The sequence below is a fragment of the Streptomyces sp. genome (genome assembly GCF_019510245.1).
Lineage (GTDB): Bacteria > Actinomycetota > Actinomycetes > Streptomycetales > Streptomycetaceae > Streptomyces.
Genome location: NZ_JAEKKT010000117.1, coordinates 195,314 through 212,867, shown reverse-complemented (window position 1 = coordinate 212,867; position 17,554 = coordinate 195,314). Strand labels below are relative to the sequence as shown.

Below are 17,554 nucleotides of genomic sequence, written 5' to 3'. Positions count from 1 at the left end.
GCATGGGGATCTATCTGGTGAGTGTCGGTGCGCAGGAGTGGCTCGACGGCGACGAGGACGAGGGCGGCAAGGGCGCCCTCGCCGCGGCCCTCGACGAGGAGCTGCGGCGGCGCGGGCTGGCGCCGTACGAGTCGGTGCCCGAGGCGGCCGCCTTCGTGCGCGGCTCGGGGCTGTCCTTCGAGGAGAAGCTGGTACCGCCCATGGACGGGTTCGGCGCACTGTGTGGGGAGCACCTGTCACCGAGCGAGGGGGAGCTGCTGCTGGGCTGGACGGTGCTGGTGCCCTTCTCGCTCGGCGACGAGATCCGGCTGCCCGTCGCATCCGCCTACACCGACGAGACGGTGGTCGCCGGCGCACCCGAGGTGCTCGCCCTCGCGCAGCGGCTCGCAGCGGTGATCGGGCTTCCCGTCGAGGCGATACCGGAGGCCTGCGACAACCTCGACCTGACGATGTGGTTCCTGGAGGGTCCGGCGAAGGAAACGGCCGAGTCCCGCCCCGGTCCGTGGGGTCAGGACCTGGACACCTCCTTCTACGTCGCGCTCTACCTGCGCGCCGCCCAGCACTCGCTGCGCCGTGGCTGCCCGATGACGTACTGCTGACGACCGCGGCCGCCCCTGCCGGTCAGGCGCCGGAGACCGAGTCGAACCGCACCTGGCCCCGCGAGACGCCGCGCGCCTCCGCGTCCACCGAGCGGCGCAGCGCCTCGTGGAGCTTGGCCGGGGTGAGCACCCCGAGGAAGCGCGAACCGTCCAGCACCGCGACCCACCCGGCGTCGTACTGGAGCATCACTCCGAACGCCTGCTTCAGCGGGGCGCCCACCGGCACCCACGCGGTCATCCGGTGAGCGAGGGCGTCGACCGTGCCGCCCGCCGCCAGCTCGTCCCGGCCCACCCAGCCGTGCAGGTCGCCGTGCGCGTCCAGGACCACCGCCCACCGGGCGCCCTCGGCCCGCAACCGTGCGGCGGCGCTCTCGGCGGACTCGCCCAGGCGGGCGACCGGCGGCTGCTGCAGGTCGTCCGGCTCGATCGCGGTCACCGACAGCCGTTTCAGCCCGCGGTCCGCCCCCACGAACCCGGCCACGTACGGCGTGGCCGGCCTGCCCAGCACCGCACCCGGGGTGTCGAACTGCTCGATCCGCCCCTGCCCGTACACCGCGATCCGGTCACCGAGCCGCACCGCCTCCTCGATGTCGTGCGTCACCAGCAGCACGGTCTTGCGCACGGCGGCCTGCATCCGGAGGAACTCGTCCTGCAACTGCTCACGCACCACGGGGTCGACCGCGCCGAACGGCTCGTCCATCAGCAGCACCGGGGGATCGGCGGCGAGCGCCCGGGCCACGCCGACGCGCTGCCGCTGGCCGCCGGAGAGCTGGTCCGGGTAGCGCGGCCCGTACGTCTTGGGGTCCAGGCCGACGAGGTCGAGCAGTTCGGCGGCGCGGGCCCGGGCCCTGGCCCTTTTCCAGCCGAGCAGGGCGGGGACGGTCGCGGTGTTGTCGAGGACGGTGCGGTGCGGGAACAGGCCCACCTGCTGGATGACATAGCCGATCCGCCGGCGCAGCCGCACCGGGTCGACCCCGGCGACGTCCGCGCCGTCGACGAGGATGCGGCCCGAGGTCGGTTCGATGAGCCGGTTGACCATCATCATCGTCGTGGTCTTGCCGCAGCCGGAGGGACCGACGAGCGTGACGAGTTCACCCTCGGCCACCTCGAAGGAGAGCCCGTCCACCGCGGTCGTCCCGTCCGCGTACCGCTTGGTGACCTGCTCGAACCGGATCATTCCCATACGTTAGCCGCGAGCGTCACGAATCGCCCGCGTTGACCTCGGTGGTCTGCGGGGTGCCGCCGACGAGCACGACCTCCAGGGTGCGCGGACCGTGCACCCCCTCGACCCGGTCCAGCTCGATGTCACTGGTCGCGGAGGGGCCGGAGATCCAGGTCAACGGGCGGGCCGGGTCGAGCCGTTCGAGGGCCTGGGGCACCGAGGACACGACCTGCTCCGGGACCCGTACCACGCAGATGTGGTGATCGGGGACGAGGGTGATCCGGCGGCGGCCCTGGTCCGGGCCGCCGTCCAGCACGATCGTCCCGGTCTCGGCGATCGCCACCGCACATCCGGTGACCACGCTGCCGACCCGGTCGAGTTCGTGCGGGGTGCTCTCGGCCCGGTCCGCAATCTGCTCGGCCCCGGTCGCCGCGAGCCACTCCGGGGGGAGCCCGGTGGGCACGGCCACCGTCCCCGAACCGCGCTGGGCGATCAACCGACCGATCGTGGCGGCCAGTTCGTCCGCCGCGCACCGGTGCACGACCGCCCGGTAGTCCGCCAGGTTCTCGGCGAGCAGATCCACCGTCTCCGTGAGGCTCCGCTCCCCGTGCTCGCGCAGATACGCCCGCTCGACGGGCGTTTCCTCGTCCCCTGCCCCGGCCAGCGCCCGCCGCACCCGGCCCAGGATCCGCTCCCTGCTGCTCACTTCGCCCCGCCCTTTCCGCCGCCGGTCCGCTGCCACCAGTCCCGGAACGGCTCCGCCGGTACGGCGGGCAGGTCCCGGGTCCCCGTCCACGCCCGGCCGGGGCCCGGCAGCGTACGGGGATGCAGACGGCGGCTGCGGGAGGCGAGCCGCTGGCCGGTGCGCAGGGCCGCCGGGTGCGAGAGCGCCCAGCGGGCCGCGCGCATCGCCGCCCGCTCGGCCGCGTGTCCCCTGGCCGGCTTGAGCAGCACCTTGTTGCCGCCGCGGACCGCCTCGCCGCCCTCGACGACCCGCTCGCGCAGGTGCACCAGCACCTCGGGGATGTCGATGGCGACCGGGCAGACCTCGTAGCAGGCCCCGCACAGCGAGGAGGCGTACGGGAGCGAGGCGTCGATCTCGCTCTGCGTGCCCCTCAGCTGGGGGCTGAGGATGGCGCCGATCGGGCCGGGGTAGACCGAGCCGTAGGCGTGGCCGCCGGCCCGCTCGTAGACCGGGCAGACGTTGAGGCAGGCCGAGCAGCGGATGCAGCGCAGGGCCTGGCGGCCGACCTCGTCGGCGAGGGTGTCGGTGCGGCCGTTGTCGAGGAGGACCAGGTGGAAGGCCTGCGGGCCGTCGCCGTCGGTCGTGCCGGTCCACGTCGACGTGTACGGGTTCATCCGCTCGGCGGTGGAGGAGCGGGGGAGGGTCTGGAGGAAGACCTCCAGGTCCCGCCAGGCCGGCACGATCTTCTCGATGCCGACGACCGAGATCAGGGTCTCCGGCAGGGTGAGGCACATCCGGCCGTTGCCCTCGGACTCGACGACGACCAGGGTGCCGGTCTCGGCGACCATGAAGTTGGCGCCGGAGATCCCGACCTTGGCGCGGAGGAACTTCTCGCGCAGGTGGAGCCGGGCCGCCTCCGCCAGTTCGGCGGGGGTGTCGGTCAGCCCCTCGGGGGCCGGGCGCCCCCATGCGCCCATCTCGCGCCGGAAGATGTCCCTGATCTCACCGCGGTTGCGGTGGATGGCGGGCACGAGGATGTGCGAGGGCCGGTCGTGGCCGAGCTGCACGATCAGTTCGGCGAGATCGGTCTCGTAGGCCCGGATGCCCTCCGCTTCGAGGGCCTCGTTGAGCCCGATCTCCTGCGTGGCCATCGACTTGACCTTCACGACCTCCGACTCACCGGTCGCCTTGACCAGTTCGGTGACGATCCGGTTCGCCTCGTCGGCGTCCGCGGCCCAGTGGACCGTACCGCCGGCCGCCGTCACCGACTCCTCCAGCTGGACCAGGTAGCGGTCGAGATGGCGGAGCGTGTGGTCCTTGATCCGCTTGCCCGCCTCGCGCAGCGCGGCCCAGTCGGACACCTCCCCGACCGCCTTGGCCCGCTTGGCGCGGATGGTGTGCGTGGCATGGCGCAGATTCCCGCGCAGCGTGGGATTGTTGACGGCCTCGTGCGCGGCCTTCGGGAAGGCCGGCATCCCCAGATACGTCCCGCTCATGCGGCCGGGTCCTCCTCCGTGCTCGCCAGGATCTCCGCGATGTGCACCGGCCGCAGCCCGCTGCCGAGCCGGGTCATGGTGCCGCCGATGTGCATCAGGCAGGAGTTGTCGGCCGCGCACAGCACCTCCGCGCCGGTCGACTCGGCGTTGCGCACCTTGTCCGTGCCCATCGCGGCCGACACGTCGGGGTTCTTCACCGCGAACGTGCCACCGAACCCGCAGCACTCCTCCGCGCCCGGCAGCTCCACCAGCTCCAGGCCCTTGACGGCCTGGAGGAGACGGCGGGGGCGGTCGCCGAGCCCCAGACTCCGCAGTCCGTGGCAGGTCGGGTGGTAGGTGACATGGTGCGGATAATATGCGCCGACGTCCGTCACCCCCAGGACGTCCACCAGGAACTCCGTGAGCTCGTACGTCTTCGGCACCACCGGCGCCAGCGCCGCCGCCAGCCCGCTCCCGCGTCCCTCCGCCCGCGCCCGCTCGCCCATCCGCGGATACAGCTCCCGCACCATCGCCCCGCACGACCCGGACGGGGTCACGATCGCCTCGTACTCCCCGAATACATCGGAGAAATGCCGGGCCAGCGGCTCCGCCTCATGACGGTATCCGGTGTTGTAGTGGGCCTGTCCGCAGCAGGTCTGCGCCATCGGGAAATCGACCTCGACGCCCAACCTGGTCAGGAGTTTCACCACGGCACGGCCGGTGTCCGGATAGAGCGTGTCGTTGACGCAGGTCAGGAAGAGAGCGACACGCATCGCGGCTCCTAGAGGTCGATCATCGGATGAGTGCAGCGTAGTGGGCCGGTGAGATCAAAGGGAGACCCGGTCACCGTGTGGCGAGTCGGGGCCGCCGCCGACCGGCCGGCGGTGCCTGGTGAGGAGTGGTCAGCGGGTGGTCAGCCGGGCCTCGGCCGCCTCCCAGCGGGAGGTGTCGCCCTGCGGCGTGTACCGGGTCAGCGGCTGGGTGCGGGTGAGCAGCCGCCGCATGTCGGCGAGGTCACCGACGACACCGTGCGTGCGGGCCTGGACCAGCACGTTCCCGAAGGCGGCCGCCTCGGTCGGCCCCGCCACCACCGGCAGCCCGCAGGCGTCGGCGGTGAGCTGGCAGAGCAGCGCGTTGCGCGTGCCACCGCCCACCACGTACACCGTGTCCACCGGATGGTCGGCGAGCCGCTGCGCCTGGGCGACCGCCCGCCGGTGGGCGAGCGCCAGCGAGTCGAGAATGCACCGGGTGATCTCACCGGGCGTCCGCGGCACCGGCTGCCCGGAGGCCCGGCACGCCTCGGCGATCCGCTCCGGCATCCGCCCGGGTGCCAGGAACCCGGCATCACCGGCGTCCACCACCGACCGCAGCGCCGGCACGCCGGCCGCCGTCCGCAGCAACCCACCCAGGTCCGGGTCGCCCCAGGCCCGTACGCACTCCTGGAGCAGCCACAGCCCCATGATGTTGCGCAGATAGCGGACCGTGCCGTCGAGCCCCAGTTCGTTGGTGAAGTTGGCGGCCCGGCTCTCCTCGGCCAGCACGGGCGCCGTCAGCTCCAGCCCGGCCAGTGACCAGGTGCCGGTGCAGATATAGGCGAACCGCTCACCGACCGCCGGTACGGCGGCCACCGCCGACGCGGTGTCGTGCGAGCCGACGGCGGTCACCGGCACGGGCCCGGTGAGCCCCGTCTCCTCCAGCACCTCGGGCCGCAGCAACCCGGCCGGATCCCCGGGTCGCCGCAGCGGCGCGAACAGCCCGAGGTCGATCCCCAGCCGGTCCGCGACCTCGTACGACCACTCACGCGTCCGGGGGTCGATCAGCTGGGTGGTGGAGGCGTTGGTCAGTTCGGTGCCCTGCTCGCCGGTCAGCCAGTACGACATCAGGTCGGGGACGAGCAGCAGCCGCTCGGCGTGTGCGAACTGGGCGCTCGACCGCGCGGCCACCAGCTGGTAGAGGGTGTTGAAGGGCGCGTACTGGAGCCCGGTGCGGGCGTACAGCTCCGCGGCCGGCAGGGTCGCCCACACCTTCTCGGCGACACCCTCGGTCCGCGCGTCCCGGTAGTGCACCGGGTTGCCGAGCAGCGCCCCGTCGGCGTCCAGCAGCCCGTAGTCCACGGCCCAGCTGTCGATGCCGACCGAGTCCACCTGGCCCGCCGCCCGCAGCCCCTCCAACACCCCCGCGTACAGCCCGAGCACGTCCCACCGCAGCCCCTCCGGCACCCGCACCGGCCGGTTCACGAACCGGTGCGCCTCGGCCAGCTCCAGCGAGTCCGGACTCACCCGGCCGACCATGACCCGTCCGCTGGACGCGCCGAGGTCCACCGCGGCATAGGAGTTCACCGAGCTCATCGCAGGAAAGCGGCCGCCACACCCGCGTCGACGGGCACATGCAGCCCGGTGGTGTGGGTCAGTTCCCCGCCCGTCAGCGCGAACACCGCGTTCGCGACATGCTCGGGCAGTACCTCGCGCTTGAGGATGGTCCGCTGCGCGTAGAACTCGCCCAGCTTCGACTCCTCCACCCCGTAGACGGCGGCCCGCTGAGCCCCCCACCCGCCGGCGAAGATCCCCGACCCGCGCACCACACCGTCGGGGTTCACCCCGTTGACCCGGATGCCGTGCTCGCCCAGCTCGGCGGCGAGCAGCCGCACCTGGTGGGCCTGGTCGGCCTTGGTCGCGGAGTAGGCGATGTTGTTGGGCCCGGCGAACACGGCGTTCTTGGAGGCGATGTAGACGACGTCCCCGCCCAGCCCCTGGGCGATCATCACCCGCGCGGCCTCCCGCGACACGAGGAAGGACCCGCGGGCCATGATGTCGTGCTGCAGGTCCCAGTCCTTGGCAGAGGTCTCGAGCAGTGGCTTGGAGATCGAGATCCCCGCGTTGTTGACGACGAGGTCCACTCCGCCGAAGGCGAGCGCGGCGGCCCGGAACGCCTCCGCGATCTGCTCCTCGGACGTCACGTCCACGGCGACCGCGACGGCCTTGTCGGCCCCGCCCAGCTCCTGAGCCACTGCGGCCGCGCCCTCGGCGTTGAGATCGGCGACGACGACACACGCCCCCTCGGCCACCAGCCGGTGCGCGATCGCCTTCCCGATCCCGCTGCCGGCCCCCGTCACCAGCGCCACCCGGGTGGCCAGGGCCTTCGGCTTCGGCATCCGCCGGAGTTTGGCCTCCTCGAGGGCCCAGTACTCGATCCGGAACTTCTCCGACTCCTCGATCGGCGCGTAGGACGACACCGCCTCGGCCCCGCGCATCACGTTGATCGCGTTGACGTAGAACTCACCGGCCACCCGGGCGGTCTGCTTGTCCTTGCCGAACGAGAACATCCCGACTCCGGGGATCAGCACGATCGCCGGGTCGGCCCCGCGCATCGCGGGGGAGTCCGCGTCGGCGTGCCGCCGGTAGTAGGCGGCGTACTCCTCCCGGTAGGCGGCGTGCAGCTCGCGCAGCCGTGCCACGGCTTCCTCCACCGGAGCGGCCGGCGCCAGGTCGAGCACGAGCGGCCGTACCTTCGTCCGCAGGAAGTGGTCCGGGCAGGACGTGCCCAGCGCGGCCAGCCGCGGGTGCTCGGCCCTGGCGAGGAAGTCGAGGACGACCTCGGAGTCGGTGAAGCGCCCGACCTGCGCCCTGTCCTGGGAGGCGAGCGCCCGGACGTACGGCGCGAGGGCCGCGGCCCGCTCCCGCCGCTCGGCCTCGGGCAGCGCCTCGTACCCCTCGACGAGGGGCCCGAACGGCTCGGCCTTCCCGTGCTCCGCCAGGAATTTCTCGGCGGTCCGGATGATGTGCAGCGAGTTGCGCTCGCACTCCTCGGAGCTGTCACCCCACGCGGTGATCCCGTGCCCGCCGAGCACACACCCGATCGCCTGCGGGTTGGCCGCCTTGATCGCGGCGATGTCCAGCCCCAGCTGGAACCCCGGCCGTCGCCAGGGCACCCATACCACCGTGTCTCCGAAGCACTCCGCGGTCAGCTTCTCCCCGTCGGCGGCGCAGGCCAGCGCGATCCCGGAGTCCGGGTGCAGGTGGTCGACGTGCCGGGCGTCGACGAGCCCGTGCATGGCGGTGTCGATGGAGGGCGCGGCGCCGCCCTTGCCGTGCAGGCAGTAGTCGAAGGCGGCGACCATCTCGTCCTCGCGGTCGACCCCCGGGTAGACATCGGCGAGCGCACGCAACCGGTCCAGCCGCAGCACCGCCAGCCCACCCTCGGTGAGCGTCCCGAGATCCCCGCCGGACCCCTTGACCCACATCAGCTCGACGTCGCCGCCGGTGACGGGGTCGGACGCGGTGCCCTTGGCGGAGGTGTTCCCGCCGGCGTAGTTCGTGTTACGCGGATCAGCACCGAGGCGGTGCGAGCGGGCGAGGAGGGCGGCCGCTTCGGGATGGGTGGACATGAAGGTTCCTAACTTCTCGAGGAGTGGACACCGGTGCGCCCTTCTGGGGCGCTGGGGGTACCCCCAGCCGAAGGCTGGGGGAGGAACTGCGCGACCAGCCACACCCGGCCCGCAGCCCGCGATGAAACAGCCCAGGGCAGACGCTCAGGCCCCCCAACCCGCCTGTTCCCCTCCGACCCGCTCGGCGACGATCTTCTCGGCCCACCCCGACCGGCGGTAAGCCGAAACAGGGTCGGCGTCCAACCCCATCTCCTCCCGCACCTCGGCGAGCAACGGCCGCACATCCGTGTTGTACGCGTCCATCAGCACGGCGTTCGCGGCCAGCACGTCCCCGGCTCGCTGTGCGTCGGCCAGAGCGGCACGGTCCACCAGCAGCGCCTTCGCCGTGGCCTCCTGCACGTTCATCACCGACCGGACGATCGCCGGGATCTTCGCCTCGATGTTGTGGCACTGGTCCAGCATGAAGGCCACCTCGGCCGTGAACCCACCACCCCGCACCACCTCGTACATGATCCGGAAGAGCTGGAACGGATCCGCGGCCCCGACCATGAGGTCGTCGTCCGCGTAGAACCGCGAGTTGAAGTCGAACCCGCCGAGCTTCCCCTCCCGCAGCAGCGTCGCGACGATGAACTCGATGTTGGTGCCCGGCGCGTGGTGACCGGTGTCGACCACGACCTGCGCCTTCGGCCCCAGCTTCAGGCAGTGGGCGTAGGCCGTCCCCCAGTCCGGCACGTCGGTCGTGTAGAAGGACGGCTCGAAGAGCTTGTACTCCAGCAGCATCCGCTGCCCGTCGCCGAGGCGCGCGTAGACCTCGGCCAGCCCCTCGGCCAGCCGGTCCTGGCGGTCCCGGATGTCGTCCTGGCCGGGGTAGTTCGTGCCGTCTGCGAACCACAGCTTGAGGTCCTGCGACCCCGTCGCGTCCATGATGTCGACGCACTCCAGCAGGTGATCGACCGCCTTCCGGCGCACCGCCGCCTCCGGGTGGCAGATGCTGCCCAGCCTGTAGTCGTCGTCCTGGAAGGTGTTGGAGTTGATCGCCCCCAGCCGCAGCCCCCGCTCCTCGGCGTGCTTGGCCAGGTCCGCGTAGTCGTCCACCTTGTCCCAGGGGATGTGCAGCGCCACCGTCGGCGCCACCCCCGTCACGGCGTGGACCTGCGCGGCGTCGTCCAGCTTCTCCTTCGGCGAGCGCGGCACGCCCTGCTGGGCGAACACCTTGAAGCGGGTCCCCGAGTTTCCGTACGCCCACGACGGCGTTTCGACGGCCTGGGTCTTCAGCGCGGCCTTCACCGCGGCGAGGTCGGTCACTTCGGGGCTCCTGAGGGATCGGAACAACGGGGTGGTGAAACGATTCAGAACCGCAAAGTATGAGGCCTGCACGGGAGTGTCAAGCATTCCGACCAACCCCGTTCTCCGTGACTCCGCCGTGACCTTCGGCTATCGAAATTTTTTCGACACGGACCCATTGACGTGACATGCCCGTGGTGTCTACGGTCCCGGCAATCCAGTTGAAACCTTTCACGACGCCGTGAGGTCCGGTTCCCGCCGTCTCGCCGTGTCGTCGAGGAGCCCCCATGACCCACCCGTCCGACACGGGACCGGCCCCGGTGCTGGCGCTGAAGGACGTCTCCAAGTCCTTCGGTGCCGTACGCGCCCTGCGGGACGTCTCCCTGGAGCTGTTCCCCGGCGAGGTGCACGCCCTCGCCGGAGAGAACGGCGCGGGCAAGTCGACGCTGATCAAGACCCTCGCCGGAGTGCACCGACCGGACGCCGGCCAGGTGCTGCTCGACGGCGAGCCCGTCGTCTTCCACGGCCCCGGCGACGCCCGCGACGCCGGAATCGCCGTGATCTACCAGGAACCCACGCTCTTCCCCGACCTGTCGATCGCCGAGAACATCTTCATGGGCCGCCAGCCCCGGCGCGCCCTCGGCCGTATCGACCACAAGGCCACCCACGCGGCCACCGCCGCCCTGATGAAGCGGCTCGGCGTCGCCCTCGACCCCGACCGCCCTGCCCGCGGCCTGTCCATCGCCGACCAGCAGATCGTCGAGATCGCCAAGGCGCTCTCCTTCGACGCCCGCGTCCTGATCATGGACGAGCCGACGGCCGCCCTCACCGGCAGCGAGGTCGCCCGCCTCTTCGGCGTCGTCCGCACCCTGCGCGAGCAGGGCGCCGCCGTGCTGTTCATCTCGCACCGGCTCGAAGAGATCTTCCAGATCTGCCGGCGGGTCACCACCCTCCGGGACGGGGCCTGGATCGCCAGCGAGCTCGTCGACGGCATGACCGAGGACGACCTCGTCCGCCGGATGGTCGGCCGGGACCTGGACGAGCTGTACCCCAAGCAGGACGTCAGCCCCGGCGAAGTCGCCCTGAGCGTACGGCGCCTGACCCGAGAGGGCGTCTTCACCGACGTCTCCTTCGAGGTGCGGTCCGGCGAGATCGTCGGCCTCGCCGGACTGGTCGGCGCCGGCCGTACCGAGGTCGCCCGCGCCGTGTTCGGCGTCGACCGCTGGGACGCCGGCGAAGTCGAGGTCAGGGGACGGAAGCTGACCAACGGCGCCCCCTCCGTCGCGATGTCCGCCGGCCTCGCCCTCGTCCCCGAGGACCGGCGGGCCCAAGGGCTCGTGATGGACATGTCCATCGAGCGGAACATCGGCCTGACCGGACTGCGTACGACCGTGAAGGCGGGCCTCGTCGACCGGGGTGCCGAGCGCAGCCGCTCCCTCGACTGGGCCGTCAGGCTCCAGGTGAAGTACGCCCGGATCGCCGACGCCGTCTCCACCCTCTCCGGCGGCAACCAGCAGAAGGTCGTCCTCGCCAAGTGGCTCGCGACCGGCCCGAAGGTACTGATCGTCGACGAGCCGACCCGCGGCATCGACGTCGGTACGAAAGCCGAAGTGCACCGGCTGCTGAGCGAGTTGGCCGCCGACGGGGTCGCCGTGCTGATGATCTCCTCCGACCTGCCCGAGATCCTCGGCATGGCCGACCGCGTGCTGGTGATGCACGAGGGCCGGATCACCGCCGAGATCCCGCGCTCCGAAGCCAGCGAGGAAACCGTGATGGCCGCAGCCACGGGGAGGGCCGCCGCATGACGGTGACCACCTCCGAACCCACCCCCGTCGCCGAGGCACCCGAGTCCGCGGGGACCCGGCTCGTCGACCGCGTCTTCAAGATGCGTGAACTCGCCATCCTGATCGTCTTCCTGGTGATGATCGCCGTCACCCAGGCCGGCAACAGCGAGTTCCTCTCCGAGCAGGGCATCAAGGACCTGCTGCTCAACGCCACCATCCTGGTGCTGGTCGCCACCGGCCAGTCGCTCGTGGTGATCACCCGCAACGTCGACCTGTCCGTCGGCTCCACCCTCGGCATCACCGCCTTCGCCGCCGGCGACTACCTGCACGGCGGCGGCAACCCGGTCGTCGCGATCCTGCTCGCCGTGCTGCTCGGCATCGGCTGCGGACTCCTCAACGGCCTGCTGGTGAGCCTCGGCCAGGTACCCGCCCTCGTCGTCACCCTCGGCACGCTGTACATCATCCGGGGCGTCGACTCCATCTGGGTCGGCTCCCGGCAGATCACGGCCGCCGACCTCTCCGGCTCCTTCGTCGACTTCGGCTCCGGCGGCCTCTCGGCGATCCCCTGGCTGGCCCTCATCGCCCTCGCGGTCCTGGTCGCCACCGCCTACTACCTCAAGCACTTCGGCAGCGGACGGGAGTTGTACGCCCTCGGCTCCAACCCCGAGGCCGCCCGGCTGGCCGGCATCCCGGTCCGCAAGCGGATCCTCACCGCGTACACCTTCTGCGGCGCCCTCGCGGGACTCGCCGGGGCGATGTACCTCGCCCGGTTCGGCAACGTCGACTCCGGCACCGGCAACGGCTACGAACTCACCGTCGTGAGCGCCGTGGTGGTCGGCGGCGTGGTCTTCACCGGTGGCTCCGGGAGCGTGTACGGCGCCGCCCTCGGCGCGCTGGTGCTCACCTCGATCAACAGCGTGCTGCCGGCCCTCGGGGTCAGCTCCGTGTGGGTCCTCGCCATCAACGGCTTCCTGCTGCTGCTCGCCATCGCCGTCGACCGGATCGTGGCGGTGCGGGTGGCCTCCGCCCTGAAGAAGAGGAGCGCCCGCCATGCCTGACTCCCTGACCCGCGCGGTCCGCTGGGACACGGTCGTCGGCGCACTGCTGATCGTCCTCCTGCTGCTGTCGTTCGGTTTCGTCGACGGCTTCGGGAACTCGCTCAACCTGTCGTTCCTGATCGGCAACACGCTTCCCATCGCGCTGATCGCCCTGCCGATGACGCTGCTGGTCGTCGCCGGCGAGATCGACCTCTCGGTCGCGTCGACCGCCGGCCTCTCGGGCGCCGTCATGGGCAAGCTCTGGAACGAGGGCATGGCGATCGAGACGATCATCCCGCTGTGCCTGCTGCTCGGTGTGGTGTGCGGGCTGGTCAACGGGCTGCTGGTGACGCGGCTGGGCCTGCCGTCGCTGGCCGTAACGATCGGCACGCTCGCCGCCTACCGGGGCATCGCGCAGATCGTCCTCGGCTCCGACGCGGTGACCGACTTCCCCACGCAGTACCTCGACTTCGCGGCGGGGCGGCTCGGCGACACGTTCCTGCCGCGGGCCTTCCTGCCGTTCCTGGTGCTGCTGGTGATCGCGGTGCTGGTGCTGCACGCCACGCCGTTCGGACGGTCGCTGTTCGCCGTCGGGGCGAGCGAGGAGGCGGCACGGTTCGCGGGAATCCGCGTCAGGCGCAACAAGCTGATCCTGTTCGTCGCCACCGGCTTCATGGCCTCGCTCACCGGGATCTTCTGGGCCCTGCACTACGCGAGTGCGCGGTACGACAACGCGACGGGGCTCGAACTGAGCGTGGTGGCGGCGGTGTTGCTCGGCGGCATCGACTTCGACGGGGGCAAGGGCACGTTGGGCGGCGCGATCGCCGGGGTGTTCCTGCTCGGGGCGTTGCAGAACGTGATGAGTCTGCTGAACGTGTCCGCGCAGTCGCAGATCGTCGTGACCGGTGTGTTGCTTGTCGTCTCGGTGCTCGGGCCCCGGGTTGCCCGTCAGATCTCGTTGGCACGGCACAGGGCGGCCAAGGCCGTCTGAACACTGCGGGCCGTTTGTGGCTGGTCGCGCAGTCCCTCCCCCAGCCTTCGGCCGGGGGTACCCCCAGCGCCCCCGAGAGGGGGCACCTCACGAACCCATCTTTCAAAGGACCCGCGTCATGCGTAAGTCATCCCTCCGGCGTGTCTGTGTCGCCGTCGCCGCCGTTTCCTCGCTCGCGCTCGCTGCCACCGCCTGCGGCGGCACCACCAAGAACAACTCCGGCAGCGACGAGTCGTCCGCGGCCACCTCCACCGCCAAGGCCGACCCGAACGCGGCGCTCAAGAAGGGACTCACCGTCGGGTTCCTGCCCAAGCAGGTCAACAACCCCTACTTCACCTCCGCCGACAAGGGCGGCGAGAAGGCGCTCACCGAGCTGGGCAGCAAGTACAAGGAGGTCGGGCCGTCGAGTGCGACCGACACCTCCGGGCAGGTCAGCTACGTGAACACCTTGACGCAGCAGCAGGTCAACGCCATGGCCGTGTCCGCCCAGGACCCCGGCGCCCTGTGCACCGCGCTCAAGCAGGCCATGAGCAACGGCATCAAGGTCGTCACCTACGACTCCGACACCAACGCCGGCTGCCGCAACGCCTTCGTCTCGCAGGCCAGCGCCGAGGACCTCGGCCGCACCGAGGTGCAGCTGCTCGCCCAGCAGATCGGGTACAAGGGCGAGATCGCGATCCTGAGCGCCGCGCAGACAGCCACGAACCAGAACACCTGGATCGGGTTCATGAAGGACGAACTCAAGGACCCGAAGTACAAGAACGTCAAGCTCGTCAAGATCGCCTACGGCAACGACGACGCCCAGCAGTCCTTCCAGCAGACCCAGGGCCTGCTGCAGCAGTACCCGAACCTGAAGGGGATCATCTCCCCGACCACCGTCGGCATCAAGGCGGCCGCCCAGTACCTCTCCGGCTCCAAGTACAAGGGCAAGGTCAAGCTGACCGGCCTCGGCACGCCCAACGACATGCGGCAGTACGTCAAGAACGGCACGGTCGACGCCTTCGAGCTGTGGGACCCGGCCAAGCTCGGCGACCTCGCCGCCCGCACCGCCGTCGCGCTGGTCTCCGGGCAGATCACCGGCAAGCAGGGCGAGACCTTCAGGGCCGGCGACACCACGTACACCATCGGCAAGGACGGCGTGATCAACCTCGGAAAGCCGACCGTGTTCGACGCGAAGAACATCGACCAGTTCAACTTCTAGCGCGAGAGCGGTACTTATGCAGCGCGTCTGTTTCCTCCTCAAGGTCCGGCAGGACCGCCTCGCCGAGTACCGCGAACGCCACGCCGCCGTGTGGCCGGAGATGCGCGCGGCGCTCTCCGCCACCGGCTGGCACAACTACTCGCTCTTCCTGCGCGACGACGGCCTGCTGGTCGGCTACCTGGAGACCGAGGACTTCAAGGCCGCCCTTGCCGGCATGGAGGCCACCGAGGTCAACGCCCGCTGGCAGGCCGAGATGGGCCCCTTCTTCGAAGCCCTGGACGGAGCCCGTCCCGACGAGGCGATGAAACCGCTCACCGAAGTGTTCCACCTCGCCTGAATCACGACAGGAGCCGCTCGTGAAGAGACGTACCGTGCTGGGGGCCGCCCTCCTCGGCGCCGTGACCACCCCCGCCCTCGCCGCCGGCACCGCCCGCGCGGCCGACCCCGGACCGTCGGTGAACAAACAGCAGACCACGCAACTCGACGCCCAGGCGATCTACTTCGTCTCCTACGACGGCCTGGTCAACAACAACTCGTTCCAGAAGAACGGGCTGTTCACGTACAAGGGCTACCAGTACGCCGGCTGGTACACCTCGACCGGCTCCGCCGTGATCGGGCGCCGGGTGCTCGGCGGGGCGTCCTGGTCGACCGTCACCCTCGCCCACCAGCTCAAGTCCAGCGACTCGCACAACGTCATCTCGATGGGCGTGTCGAAGACCGACGGCCGGCTGCACATCACCATGGACTCGCACAGCGACGGCTTCTTCTACGTGAAGTCCGCGGCCGGGCTGCTGGACAACCCCGGCACCACCGCCTGGACAGCGGCCGTCTTCGGCGCCGTACAGACGTCCCTCGACGGGGTGTCGCTCACCTCGCAGTTCACCTACCCGCAGTTCGTCTCCACCCCTGAGGGCAGGCTCCAGCTCAGCTACCGCGTGGGTATCTCCGGGAACGGCCGCAACGCCCTTGCGGAGTACGACGGTTCGAGCTGGACCGCGCTGGGGGAGTGGAGCAGCTCCACCGGGACGTACACGAGCACGCACGGTTCGTCGGCCGCCCGCAACATGTACCTGCACGGCATCGACTACGACGTCAACGGGCGGCTGCACTCGTTCTTCACCTGGCGCGAGCAGAACGCGGCCGTGATGTGCAACAGCGGCGGCATCACCAACCACGACACCGGCTACGTCTACTCCACCGACCGCGGCCGCACCTGGCGCAACGACGCCGGAACCCTGGTCGCCACCACCGGCAGCCCGGACACCGTCGCCGTCACCGACTCCGGGCTGGTCGTCGACTCCCTCAACCCCGACCACTCCCTGATGAACCAGGAGAGCCAGTGGACCGACTCCGCCGGCCTCCCGCACGCGATCATCAGCTACGTCCCCGGCCGCTTCGGCCAGTGCACCACGAACTACGTCAGCGACCGCACCGCCAACGGCCGCGCCTTCCACCTCCGCAAGAACTCCGCCGGCACCTGGCAGAAGACCGAGATACCCGTCGTGCTGAACTCCAGCCAGCGCACCAAGCTGGTCCTGGACAAGTACGACAACGCCTACGCGGTCTTCCCCTACGGCAGGATCGCCGGCGCCTCGAAGTCCTCCGGCTACACCGACTGGGCGCTGCTGTACGACGGCAGCGGCCTGAACGCCTTCGGCGAGGTCGTGATCGACGAGATGCGGGTCAAGGCGGACAATGTCCTGTCGTTCATGTACCAGGAGACGTCGAGCGGCACGACGCCGTCGGCTCTCCACGTCGTCGACTTCGCCCTGCCCGCCTGACCCGGACCGGCGTGCGAATCTGTCGTAATGTGAAGCCCTTCCCGATGTGCCCTTCCGTGCCGTGAAGGCGCCGTCCATGTTTCCTGGAGGTCTCGACCGATGGCCCAGTCGGTGGGTATCAAGGACGTCGCCCGCGCAGCCGGAGTCTCGGTGGGCACGGTCTCGAACGTCATCAACCGTCCGGACACCGTCGCCGGCGAGACCCGGGCGCGGGTGCAGTCGGCGATCGACCGGCTCGGCTACGTCCGCAGCGAGTCCGCACGCCAGCTGCGCGCGGGCCGCAGCCGGATCATGGGCCTGCTCGTCCTCGACATGGGCAACCCCTTCTTCGTGGACGTGGCCCGGGGCGCCGAGCGGGCGGCCCGGGACGCCGGACTCGGCGTGATGGTCTGCAACAGCGCGCAGAACGCCGGCGAGGAGGCCGAGTACCTCTCGCTCTTCGCCGAACAGCGGGTGCGCGGCGTCCTGCTCACCCCGGCGGACGCCACCGGCCGCAACATCGAGACCTTCCGCCGGCACGGCATCCCCTTCGTGCTGGTCGACCGGGTCGCCGAGGGCACCACCGAGTGCTCGGTCAGCGTCGACGACGTGGCGGGCGGCGCGCTCGCCGTCCGCCACCTCGTCGACGCCGGTCACCGGTCCATCGCCTACGTCAGCGGACCGCCCGGCTTCAACCAGGTCCGCGACCGGCGCACCGGCGCCCTGAACGCCCTCGCCGAGGCCGGCCTCGGCCCGGACGCGCTGCGCGAGCTGCCCACCGAGCGGCTCGACGTGGCGGCCGGCCGGGACGCGGGAGCCCGCCTGCTCGGCCTCTCCGACCGGCCCACCGCGGTGTTCTGCGCCAACGACCTCCTCGCCCTCGGTGTCCTGCAGGCCATGTACGCGGCCGGAGTGGTCGTCCCGGACGACCTCGCCATCGTCGGCTACGACGACATCGAGTTCGCCGCCGCTGCCGCCGTACCGCTGACCTCCGTCCGCCAGCCCGCCGTCACCATGGGGGCGATGGCCGCGGACCTCCTCCTGGAGGAGACCGAGGAGCGGGAGGGGCAGGCGGCGCACCAACACCGCCGGGTGGTGCTCCAGCCGGAACTGGTGGTGCGGCGCTCCAGCCTCGCCGCCCGCTGATCGGTTGTTCAGTAACGATTTCATGATCCCGGGGGCGGATCCGCCC

Annotated in this window: 15 protein-coding genes; 8 read left to right on the top strand and 7 right to left on the bottom strand. The window is 70.9% G+C overall.

Annotation, left to right across the window (positions count from 1 at the left end):
• The first annotated feature begins 2 nt into the window (after window positions 1-2).
• Window positions 3-599 (top strand): hypothetical protein, encoded by a 597-nt coding sequence (locus tag JF597_RS09425; protein ID WP_293991686.1) that lies wholly within the window; start codon window positions 3-5, stop codon window positions 597-599.
• A 22-nt stretch (window positions 600-621) separates the two neighbouring features.
• On the opposite strand, the gene JF597_RS09420 is transcribed toward JF597_RS09425, so the two are convergent.
• The 7 genes from JF597_RS09420 to rhaI form a co-directional block, all read right to left on the bottom strand.
• Window positions 622-1,776: a betaine/proline/choline family ABC transporter ATP-binding protein gene (locus JF597_RS09420; RefSeq protein WP_293991683.1), complete on the bottom strand. Its 1,155-nt coding sequence runs from the start codon at window positions 1,774-1,776 to the stop codon at window positions 622-624.
• 22 nt (window positions 1,777-1,798) lie between these two features.
• Window positions 1,799-2,467, bottom strand: a complete 669-nt coding sequence (locus tag JF597_RS09415; protein WP_293991681.1) for a lactate utilization protein C — start codon at window positions 2,465-2,467, stop codon at window positions 1,799-1,801.
• Window positions 2,464-3,942, bottom strand: coding sequence for a LutB/LldF family L-lactate oxidation iron-sulfur protein (locus tag JF597_RS09410; protein WP_293991678.1), 1,479 nt, complete (start codon window positions 3,940-3,942; stop codon window positions 2,464-2,466). Before JF597_RS09410 ends, JF597_RS09415 begins: the two co-directional genes overlap by 4 nt.
• Window positions 3,939-4,694, bottom strand: a complete 756-nt coding sequence (locus JF597_RS09405; protein WP_293991676.1) for a (Fe-S)-binding protein — start codon at window positions 4,692-4,694, stop codon at window positions 3,939-3,941. The genes JF597_RS09410 and JF597_RS09405 overlap by 4 nt, the downstream gene beginning before the upstream one ends.
• A gap of 129 nt (window positions 4,695-4,823) precedes the next feature.
• The gene (locus tag JF597_RS09400) at window positions 4,824-6,269 is read right to left on the bottom strand and encodes a rhamnulokinase family protein (RefSeq protein WP_293991673.1); all 1,446 of its coding nucleotides are present in this window, start codon (window positions 6,267-6,269) and stop codon (window positions 4,824-4,826) included.
• Entirely contained in the window at window positions 6,266-8,305 is a 2,040-nt protein-coding gene (locus JF597_RS09395) for a bifunctional aldolase/short-chain dehydrogenase (RefSeq protein ID WP_293991670.1), read from the bottom strand. Before JF597_RS09395 ends, JF597_RS09400 begins: the two co-directional genes overlap by 4 nt.
• Before the next feature lie 144 nt (window positions 8,306-8,449).
• Window positions 8,450-9,610 (bottom strand): L-rhamnose isomerase, encoded by a 1,161-nt coding sequence (gene rhaI, locus JF597_RS09390; RefSeq protein WP_293991668.1) that lies wholly within the window; start codon window positions 9,608-9,610, stop codon window positions 8,450-8,452.
• A 266-nt stretch (window positions 9,611-9,876) separates the two neighbouring features.
• Here rhaI and JF597_RS09385 point away from each other — a divergent pair, with 266 nt between their 5' ends.
• From JF597_RS09385 to JF597_RS09355, 7 genes are all read left to right on the top strand, one after another.
• Window positions 9,877-11,394, top strand: a complete 1,518-nt coding sequence (locus JF597_RS09385; protein WP_293991666.1) for a sugar ABC transporter ATP-binding protein — start codon at window positions 9,877-9,879, stop codon at window positions 11,392-11,394.
• The gene (locus JF597_RS09380) at window positions 11,391-12,431 is read left to right on the top strand and encodes an ABC transporter permease (RefSeq protein WP_293991663.1); all 1,041 of its coding nucleotides are present in this window, start codon (window positions 11,391-11,393) and stop codon (window positions 12,429-12,431) included. The genes JF597_RS09385 and JF597_RS09380 overlap by 4 nt, the downstream gene beginning before the upstream one ends.
• Window positions 12,424-13,401 carry an ABC transporter permease gene (locus JF597_RS09375; RefSeq protein WP_293991661.1) on the top strand — a complete coding sequence of 326 codons (978 nt, stop codon included), beginning with the start codon at window positions 12,424-12,426 and terminating at the stop codon, window positions 13,399-13,401. Before JF597_RS09380 ends, JF597_RS09375 begins: the two co-directional genes overlap by 8 nt.
• A gap of 118 nt (window positions 13,402-13,519) precedes the next feature.
• Window positions 13,520-14,602, top strand: a complete 1,083-nt coding sequence (rhaS, locus tag JF597_RS09370; protein WP_293991659.1) for a rhamnose ABC transporter substrate-binding protein — start codon at window positions 13,520-13,522, stop codon at window positions 14,600-14,602.
• A gap of 16 nt (window positions 14,603-14,618) precedes the next feature.
• The gene (locus tag JF597_RS09365; protein ID WP_293991656.1) at window positions 14,619-14,939 is read left to right on the top strand and encodes an L-rhamnose mutarotase; all 321 of its coding nucleotides are present in this window, start codon (window positions 14,619-14,621) and stop codon (window positions 14,937-14,939) included.
• Between the two features lie 19 nt (window positions 14,940-14,958).
• The gene (locus tag JF597_RS09360; RefSeq protein ID WP_293991654.1) at window positions 14,959-16,383 is read left to right on the top strand and encodes a BNR repeat-containing protein; all 1,425 of its coding nucleotides are present in this window, start codon (window positions 14,959-14,961) and stop codon (window positions 16,381-16,383) included.
• Between the two features lie 99 nt (window positions 16,384-16,482).
• A complete protein-coding gene (locus tag JF597_RS09355; protein WP_293991651.1) occupies window positions 16,483-17,508 on the top strand; it encodes a LacI family DNA-binding transcriptional regulator in 1,026 nt (341 codons plus the stop codon).
• Window positions 17,509-17,554: the final 46 nt, after the last annotated feature.

Bases quoted from the DNA above. Each gene is read 5' to 3' on its own strand.
- JF597_RS09375 (WP_293991661.1), top strand. From the start codon at position 12,424: ATGCCTGACTCCCTGACCCGCGCGGTCCGCTGGGACACGGTCGTCGGC.
- JF597_RS09405 (WP_293991676.1), bottom strand. From the start codon at position 4,694: ATGCGTGTCGCTCTCTTCCTGACCTGCGTCAACGACACGCTCTATCCG.
- JF597_RS09410 (WP_293991678.1), bottom strand. From the start codon at position 3,942: ATGAGCGGGACGTATCTGGGGATGCCGGCCTTCCCGAAGGCCGCGCAC.
- JF597_RS09400 (WP_293991673.1), bottom strand. From the start codon at position 6,269: ATGAGCTCGGTGAACTCCTATGCCGCGGTGGACCTCGGCGCGTCCAGC.
- JF597_RS09395 (WP_293991670.1), bottom strand. From the start codon at position 8,305: ATGTCCACCCATCCCGAAGCGGCCGCCCTCCTCGCCCGCTCGCACCGC.
- JF597_RS09385 (WP_293991666.1), top strand. From the start codon at position 9,877: ATGACCCACCCGTCCGACACGGGACCGGCCCCGGTGCTGGCGCTGAAG.
- JF597_RS09380 (WP_293991663.1), top strand. From the start codon at position 11,391: ATGACGGTGACCACCTCCGAACCCACCCCCGTCGCCGAGGCACCCGAG.
- rhaS (WP_293991659.1), top strand. From the start codon at position 13,520: ATGCGTAAGTCATCCCTCCGGCGTGTCTGTGTCGCCGTCGCCGCCGTT.
- JF597_RS09420 (WP_293991683.1), bottom strand. From the start codon at position 1,776: ATGATCCGGTTCGAGCAGGTCACCAAGCGGTACGCGGACGGGACGACC.
- JF597_RS09355 (WP_293991651.1), top strand. From the start codon at position 16,483: ATGGCCCAGTCGGTGGGTATCAAGGACGTCGCCCGCGCAGCCGGAGTC.
- JF597_RS09425 (WP_293991686.1), top strand. From the start codon at position 3: ATGGGGATCTATCTGGTGAGTGTCGGTGCGCAGGAGTGGCTCGACGGC.
- JF597_RS09365 (WP_293991656.1), top strand. From the start codon at position 14,619: ATGCAGCGCGTCTGTTTCCTCCTCAAGGTCCGGCAGGACCGCCTCGCC.